9 protein-coding genes are annotated in these 6,550 nt (G+C 61.7%); 6 read left to right on the plus strand and 3 right to left on the minus strand.

The features are described from left to right. A partial coding sequence (locus RKE40_RS29095; RefSeq protein WP_316021649.1) for a hypothetical protein occupies nt 1-449 on the plus strand: 449 nt, incomplete at its 5' end. Between the two features lie 59 nt (nt 450-508). On the opposite strand, the gene RKE40_RS29100 is transcribed toward RKE40_RS29095, so the two are convergent. Beyond that, nucleotides 509-1,168 carry a type II toxin-antitoxin system HicA family toxin gene (locus RKE40_RS29100; RefSeq protein WP_316021650.1) on the minus strand — a complete coding sequence of 220 codons (660 nt, stop codon included), beginning with the start codon at nt 1,166-1,168 and terminating at the stop codon, nt 509-511. A 208-nt stretch (nt 1,169-1,376) separates the two neighbouring features. On the opposite strand from RKE40_RS29100, the gene RKE40_RS29105 reads away from it, so the two are divergent. The 3 genes from RKE40_RS29105 to RKE40_RS29115 are packed head-to-tail and all read left to right on the plus strand — an operon-like array spanning nt 1,377 to nt 2,983. Continuing rightward, the gene (locus RKE40_RS29105; RefSeq protein ID WP_316021651.1) at nt 1,377-2,015 is read left to right on the plus strand and encodes an AAA family ATPase; all 639 of its coding nucleotides are present in this window, start codon (nt 1,377-1,379) and stop codon (nt 2,013-2,015) included. Nucleotides 2,016-2,017: 2 nt separating this feature from the next. Then, nucleotides 2,018-2,284 carry a ribbon-helix-helix domain-containing protein gene (locus RKE40_RS29110; protein ID WP_316021652.1) on the plus strand — a complete coding sequence of 89 codons (267 nt, stop codon included), beginning with the start codon at nt 2,018-2,020 and terminating at the stop codon, nt 2,282-2,284. 3 nt (nt 2,285-2,287) lie between these two features. Next, nucleotides 2,288-2,983, plus strand: a complete 696-nt coding sequence (locus tag RKE40_RS29115; RefSeq protein WP_316021653.1) for a hypothetical protein — start codon at nt 2,288-2,290, stop codon at nt 2,981-2,983. A gap of 143 nt (nt 2,984-3,126) precedes the next feature. Here the strand turns inward: RKE40_RS29115 and RKE40_RS29120 are convergent, their stop codons facing one another. Beyond that, nucleotides 3,127-3,948: a hypothetical protein gene (locus tag RKE40_RS29120; protein WP_316021654.1), complete on the minus strand. Its 822-nt coding sequence runs from the start codon at nt 3,946-3,948 to the stop codon at nt 3,127-3,129. Between the two features lie 231 nt (nt 3,949-4,179). Between RKE40_RS29120 and RKE40_RS29125 the strand changes: the two genes are divergently transcribed. After that, complete coding sequence (locus tag RKE40_RS29125; protein WP_316021655.1) at nt 4,180-4,977, plus strand: helix-turn-helix domain-containing protein; 798 nt, start codon at nt 4,180-4,182, stop codon at nt 4,975-4,977. On the opposite strand, the gene RKE40_RS29130 is transcribed toward RKE40_RS29125, so the two are convergent. Beyond that, complete coding sequence (locus tag RKE40_RS29130) at nt 4,974-5,210, minus strand: hypothetical protein (protein ID WP_316021656.1); 237 nt, start codon at nt 5,208-5,210, stop codon at nt 4,974-4,976. The genes RKE40_RS29125 and RKE40_RS29130 overlap by 4 nt on opposite strands. A gap of 339 nt (nt 5,211-5,549) precedes the next feature. Between RKE40_RS29130 and RKE40_RS29135 the strand changes: the two genes are divergently transcribed. After that, a complete protein-coding gene (locus RKE40_RS29135; RefSeq protein ID WP_316021657.1) occupies nt 5,550-6,311 on the plus strand; it encodes a hypothetical protein in 762 nt (253 codons plus the stop codon). Nucleotides 6,312-6,550 lie beyond the last annotated feature (239 nt).

Raw genomic sequence — 6,550 nt, forward strand, 5'->3', positions numbered from 1 at the left:
GCCTCATGGTCCAGCACCATCCGCACCGCGCGCGCACGCACCTCAGGCGAGAACTTGTTCGTCGTCTTGCTCGTCATGGCTCCACCTTCTCAGGAGTTGGAGCCTCCGACAAACCCGGAGCGGTTCATTGGATCATCGGAATCGTCGCCGTGGTGGTGGTCTATTTCGTCTTGGCGAAGAAGCGGGGAGACGCATTTACCAAGAGGCTGGTGCAGGGATCGGTGCAGTCGCTGCTCGACAGTGGCGAGTCTAGAGCTGCGGTAGGGGCTTTCACCGGCACGACCGAGTTCACGGTAGTCGCCAGGGGATCGTTCGGAAAGCTGTCGATCGATGACGCGATGGGGACCATCTACCTGGCCTATGACAGAGACCGCGAAAAATATCGCGCCATGGGAGAGGCGCAGCCTCACCTTGCCGACAATGTCGATCGCATTCTTCCGGAAGGCTGATGCGAGAGCGGCGGCCTCATTGACAGAGGCCGCCTCAATCCGCCCGCGTCGCCGCCCTGCTAGCCGTTGATCGTGATTTTGATGTCTTCTTCCTTCACGCCGAAGGTTGCTGCCAGGCGGCGCTTCGCCTCGGTAATCGTGAGAGGAGCGTCCCCAGGCACTGTGGGAGTCAGCTCGGCCTCGGTCGTGGCGTCGGATTCGTCCTCGTCAATTGTCGAGGTCGGCAGAGGTGCGATCAGATGCGGCTTCTCCTCGAGGCCGATACCGGCGCCCACAAGCGAGACGGGCTCTTTGCTCTCCTGTTGATAGAGGGAGAGCCAGACGCCTCTACCGATCGGGATCGTATGCCCTGCGGCTTTCTTCGCGGCATAGAGCCGATCGAACCGGGCGCGCACCTTATCGGCGGCGATGACGTGGATCTTGGCGAACTGAGGGTTGGCCCGATCATCGACCGAGGCGGCAACGACAAAGTCCGCGTCCTCGAGGGTTGCCCAGCCAGTGTCGGTCGCGTTCCGTGGGAATGCGATCCAGGTATCCTGCGAGGTGCGGATGGTCACCGTCTTGACCTGGCTGCCCTTTGTGATCCGGCGGATAGAGCCCTTACCCGCTCCCTGAATCCGCTCGACCCTCCAACCGTTCTTTTCCAGCGCCTTGACCGCCTGCTCGAAAAGAAATCCTCGCATGGTCAGTTTTTCTTTGGTGGCGGAAACGTTCGTCATCGTTCTCTCCCTCTTTTTTTGTGAAAGGACCGCTGTTGAGTCCGAAGAGGAATGCCACAGCTCCCGAGGGGCCGCAAGAGAAATCTGAAAAGGAATTTCTTTTAAGATGAGGCGGTGAGTTAGCAAGTTAGCTTGGTGGTCTGCCGTCATATGGTCTCGTTAACGATCCAGCGTGTAGACTCGACGGCATGATGCGGGACCAGCTACCATGCAAGTCATCTCGATAGCAGCTCGGAAGGGCGGCTCTGGAAAGACGACGCTCGCGACGCACCTGAGCGTGCTGGCGGCCGACAAGAGCAAGCCTGTCCTGTTGCTCGACACCGATCCCCAGCGCTCGCTCGCTTGGTGGTGGCGTCAGCGCGACGCAGAGACGCCTCAGCTTGTGGAGTGCGATGGGCGGGATTTGCCCAAGGTGATCGACGTGGCCGGGAAAGAGGGTGTCCACGCCTGCATTGTCGACACACCGCCCCATGCTGAGAACAGCATCCTTTCAGCGATGCGCGTCTCGGACATCATCATCATTCCGACGCGGCCGGGCCCGTTCGATCTCGCAGCCTGCAGCTCGACGATCGAGATGGCAGCCCGGGTTGGCAAGAAGGCCCTGACGGTGATCAACCATGCCCCGCCGCGGACCGGCTCGGCCGAGCCGTCGATCGTCGCAGAGGCGAGGGAGGCTTTGAAGGCCATGGGGGCCACGGTCGCGGAAACCGTCGTCAGCCAGCGCGTCGCGTTCTCGCACGCGGTCATCTCCGGCGCGACGGTGACCGAGTACGAGCCCGAGGGTAGGGCGGCCGTCGAGATGAAGGCCCTTTGGGCCGAGATCCAGAAGACTATCGGAGGGAAATGACCATGGCGAAGCAGCAGCGGCCTTCACTGCTTTCCGGCATGCTCGCCAGCAAGGGCAGGGCGGTCGAGCCGGCTCTGGAGGAAGAGACGCCGGCGCCCGCCAAGGTTTCGTCGACCCCAAAAGACAGTGACGGCCGGGTCCAAGTCTTGGTCAGAATGACGCCGGCGGAGCGTAAGGCCCTGCGCAGGATCGCATTGGAGCAGGATACGACCGTGCAGGCGCTCGTGGAGGAGCTGCTGCGGGACCTCATCGCTCGGCACGGGGGGTAGGACTTGGCGGACAAAGAGGGCGTCGGCGTCCCGCAATTGGGATCTGACGACCAGGACACGAAGACGGCCCTTCTGAAGGCGGCGCTCGGCAGCGTACCGGTCGCAGGGCCCGTCCTAGCTGAGCTCGTCGGGTTCATCATACCTCGGCAGCGTCAGGATCGGTTCGAGCAATACCTGCTGCTCCTGGCGGAGCGGCTGGCCAGCGTCGAAGAGCATGTTGTCCAGAAAATCGCGGAGAGCGAGCGGGCGGCCGATCTATTCGAGGAGGGGGCCATCCAGTCGGCCCGGGCCATCTCCAACGAGCGCAAGGCCTATATCACGGCACTCGTCGCGAACGGGCTTAGCGGGGATCAGCAGGAGCAGATCGACGCGAAGAGGCTCCTGAAGCTTCTCGGCGAGATCGACGACGACCAGGTGATCCTCCTTTGCAAATACCTTGATCGCTACAGCGAGGACGAGGAGTGGGTCGAGAAGCACGAAGCGCTGATCTATGGCGACCCTCCGTCCGAAGACGACGATGAAGCCACGGAACTTCGGCATTGGATGCGGCAGCTAGCGATCGACCAGATCGAGCGGCTGGGGTTGATCAAGCGAAAGAATGTCACCCGATCCGGGGCGCGGGCGCCGGGCTATGAATTGACCTGGCTCGGGCGAAGCCTTCTCAACCGCATCGGTCTCGCGGAGATGGACGAGCACTGAAGGCTATTTCCGGGGCTACCAACAGAGCGTGGAGACCCTGCCTTGCGCCCTTTAGCATACGCCTGGACATACGGCGGAAGACCCCGGAAACGAGCTTACGAGGGGCCATGAGCCCCCCGTTGCGCTCCTTGTCTTGCAGCTTATCAGCAACGACCGCCGAACACGCCAGCCACGCCGTTGCAAATCTTGCGCGCCTCAGAATTCTTGCCGCCGAGCACGCCGTTCTGACGGATCGCATCGACGCTCACACCCGTGCCAGCTCGGATCACCGCTCCAGGAACCGAAGACTCGCGGCGTGCCGCTTCCAAATTGTCTTCGATAGCGCGGCGAAGGGTATTGTTCGGGCCAAAACATCCGTTCTGAGATCCGATGCCATTCTTGCACTTGTCGAACTCGGCAACGGTGAGGCGGGTGGCAGCGCAGGCGACAGCAACCTTGCTAACGCCATACTGAGCGACGCATTCCGCTGCCATCTGAGTCTCGGGATTAGCTTCCTTGAGCATCAGGCCGAAGGCCGTGCACTTCGCTGCACCGAGCGTGGCGCCATTCTGCTCGAGGCACTTCCGTGCGATGCGGCCGGTCGACCCCAACTGGCGATCAATGACAGCGTTGGCGGTGCAGTTGAGGGCAGCTTCTTCGAACCCAAACCGCTCCATGCAGTGGCGGGCGATCCCGACCTCGGCCGGGAGCGTGGTCTCATTGTAAACCGCCGGCTGTGGGTACGGCGCGGGGATTTGCTGCGGTCCCGGAGGCATGAAAACGGGCGGCGGGGCAAACACCGGAGGTGGAACAAAAACGGGCGGGGGAGGAACGAAGACGGGGACCGGACAGGGCTGCAAGCCCATGGGGGTCATGATGGCCGGGCCCATCGGGGTCATAACGCACGCAGAAGCCGGGCTAGCGGCGGCGGAGATAGCTGCAGCGACGATGGCGCCAGCAGCAACACTCTTCCAGAGTGACAGCATTTTAGTTCTCCACGGTTTGGGCTTGGTGCCCGGGTTGGCCTCGTTGGTAGCGAGGATGACGTGGAGTTAAGCGCCATTAACCATGTCCGAACAGGCCGCTAAGTCGGACATTACTAGCTCGTCATGTTCCATTTCCGGAGGAACAGGGAAAAGCCGAATAAGGCGGGATTTTGATACTTCCACCGCGGGAGTTTTCGGTATTTTCTAGTACCGGGGAAAATCCGGGGGCGGATGATGGGGCGCAATTACGACGAGGAGTTCCGGCTGGAACGCGCGAAGAAAATGGATCGCGCGCGTATGGCCAAAGGGTTCTCGAATATCGAGCTCGCGAGGCGTGCTGGATATGATGAGAAGACCGTACGGAAGGTTCTTGCCGGCCAGGCAACCAGAGACAAAACGATTGTCGAAATCTGCCAGGTCCTCGGGATCGAGCCCGAGCTCGTCAACACCATCGAGGAAGTCGACGTCTCTGACGACATCTATGGAGCCTACACGCGCAGCACTCACCGCGGATATGAGGGTTACTTCCACCTATTCCGGCCAAGCTTCACTACGCCCGGCGCGATTTTCCGGGGGGTCGTGCAAATCCGTTGGAACGGGAACGAGGATGTCTTTCAGTTTTCGGAGTTCTATTCGGTCGACGACGTGACCGGCGACCCGAAAGCGCATTCGGGGAATGTCTGTATCAGCTCCTACACGAACCTCCTGCATCTCACGACAATGTTCGAGGGGTCGGTCCGCCTGCTGACGCTCACGAAGCTCAGAGAAGGCGAGGGCATCATGCGTGGCACGATGCAGACGCAGGCGGAAACTCTCACCTTCTTCCAGCCCACGGTTTCGCCGGTCGTCCTGCGAAAGATCAAGACCTACGACGCCGCGTCGATCATCGGGGATCTCGGCTTCGTAGAGCAGGGGTCGCCGGACTGGGTCTTCGCGGACAAGCAAATCTCGCTGACGGAAAACCAGATTCTCAAGGTGGTAAGCTGGTCGAGCCCGACGGCGCAACCAGCTCGGCGCTCCACGGACTAGCGCTTCTTTTTGGCCGCGCTGGCTTCCAGCGTAGCCTCGGCCTCAGGCAGGCTATCGACAAAGGACTTCGCGGCCTCCCTCAGCGCGGCAAATATCAATGGCCTTTCCGCGTCCTTGCCCTGTGCAGCAACGGCGACGGGGCCTTTGAACGTAAGCCCGTTTGAGGCTGTGAAGGATACGGACCAGCGGCCGGCGCCGCGGTATGCGAGGTTGAGTGTCGGCTTCGTCTTCATGGTCCCCCCACCGAAAGGTGTCGTCTTGTGGTTGACACTTTCACCCGCAGGGTTCGGAATTGGCAATCGCCCAGAATCGGCTCTCAGATTCGCGGGCGAGACGGAGAAACCATGCCGCGAACGTGATCTAGACAAGCCAACGGCCCCAGAGGCGGGAACCTCTGGAGCCGTTTGAAATCGCTGGAGGGCTGGGCCATCCCGACAATGGCCAGACTTCCATAGCTCCTTGAGGGAGTCAACGGGGAACGCAGGTTCTCCGAGCGGTGAGGCTTTGCCTAAACAAGGGTTTGCCGTCTTGGCACGCCCCTGATGACGCGCGGCCCTTTGAAGGGCTGAACGATGATTGCTGCGCAGATTTCGCAGGCGATCGACGGGGCACACACGGTTGGCGCCCTCGATGATCTATCCCAACTGATATGGAAGGGCGTGGCCGCTGGCGCGATCGACGATGACACCGCGCACCAGTTGCTCGGGGAGATCAACACGAAGCGACAGCCGGCGCGCGATCGACGGCAGACGGTTGGCCTGCCCGCTGGCCGGATCTCGCTATTTCCGCCGCGTCGTCCGCAGCCTTCGCCGAGGACGGCGAAGTGCCTCTCACGCCGCCGGCAGCTGATCGCTGCCGGGCCCATGCCGCCGCATCTCGCCGCCAACTTCACACCGGCCGAGCTCGCAGCGCTCATGATCATCCGAGAGGAGGTCAGGCTTTGCGGCACGTGCTCGAGGAGCATTGCCGAGATAGCCGCTCGCGCCGGAGTAGGGCGCACCACGGTCCAGAACGCCGTGCGCCATGCTGTGCAGCTTGGCCTGGTCATCGTGAAAGAGCGCCGACGGCGCGGCGAGAAGAATCTGACGAACGTGATCCGGATCGTCAGTCAGGAGTGGCTTGCCTGGATTGCGAGCTGGAAGGCCGCGAAGAACGGAGCCTTGATAGGGTTCAAAAAGCTGAACCCCACGGACAGCAAGAAAACAAACGGCTTTCCGATGGAAGGAAGGCGATTGGGGAAAGCCGGCTCGTCCTATCCGGGACGGGGGCGGAGCGCCCCAAGTGGCGCGACCTTATTCCAGATTCCGGCGGATAGCGCGACGGGGAGGAAATAGGCGGCCGCGCGGGGATGAAAGTGGGGCCGAGGACCGCCTTTCCGACAGGGCGAGCGGTTCGGCGCGCCCGAAAATGCCCCAGCCGGGTGAACCGTGCGACAGGGGCTAACTCCGTATCTTCGTCACTACCGAATGGGTCTGATCGGATTGATCTGATTGACACATCTACTTTGGGTGACTCTCGCGCCACTCCCGGGGCGAATGAAAGGCCGGGGGCGGGTGCCGTTAAAGACGGGGGA

Source organism: Allobosea rubneri (assembly GCF_032464875.1).
Taxonomy (GTDB): domain Bacteria; phylum Pseudomonadota; class Alphaproteobacteria; order Rhizobiales; family Beijerinckiaceae; genus Allobosea; species Allobosea rubneri.

What these genes read in the sequence shown, in the direction of transcription:
- RKE40_RS29130 (WP_316021656.1), bottom strand. Translation starts at nt 5,210, where the DNA reads ATGAAGACGAAGCCGACACTCAACCTCGCATACCGCGGCGCCGGCCGC.
- RKE40_RS29135 (WP_316021657.1), top strand. Translation starts at nt 5,550, where the DNA reads ATGATTGCTGCGCAGATTTCGCAGGCGATCGACGGGGCACACACGGTT.
- RKE40_RS29110 (WP_316021652.1), top strand. Translation starts at nt 2,018, where the DNA reads ATGGCGAAGCAGCAGCGGCCTTCACTGCTTTCCGGCATGCTCGCCAGC.
- RKE40_RS29105 (WP_316021651.1), top strand. Translation starts at nt 1,377, where the DNA reads ATGCAAGTCATCTCGATAGCAGCTCGGAAGGGCGGCTCTGGAAAGACG.
- RKE40_RS29120 (WP_316021654.1), bottom strand. Translation starts at nt 3,948, where the DNA reads ATGCTGTCACTCTGGAAGAGTGTTGCTGCTGGCGCCATCGTCGCTGCA.
- RKE40_RS29100 (WP_316021650.1), bottom strand. Translation starts at nt 1,168, where the DNA reads ATGACGAACGTTTCCGCCACCAAAGAAAAACTGACCATGCGAGGATTT.
- RKE40_RS29125 (WP_316021655.1), top strand. Translation starts at nt 4,180, where the DNA reads ATGATGGGGCGCAATTACGACGAGGAGTTCCGGCTGGAACGCGCGAAG.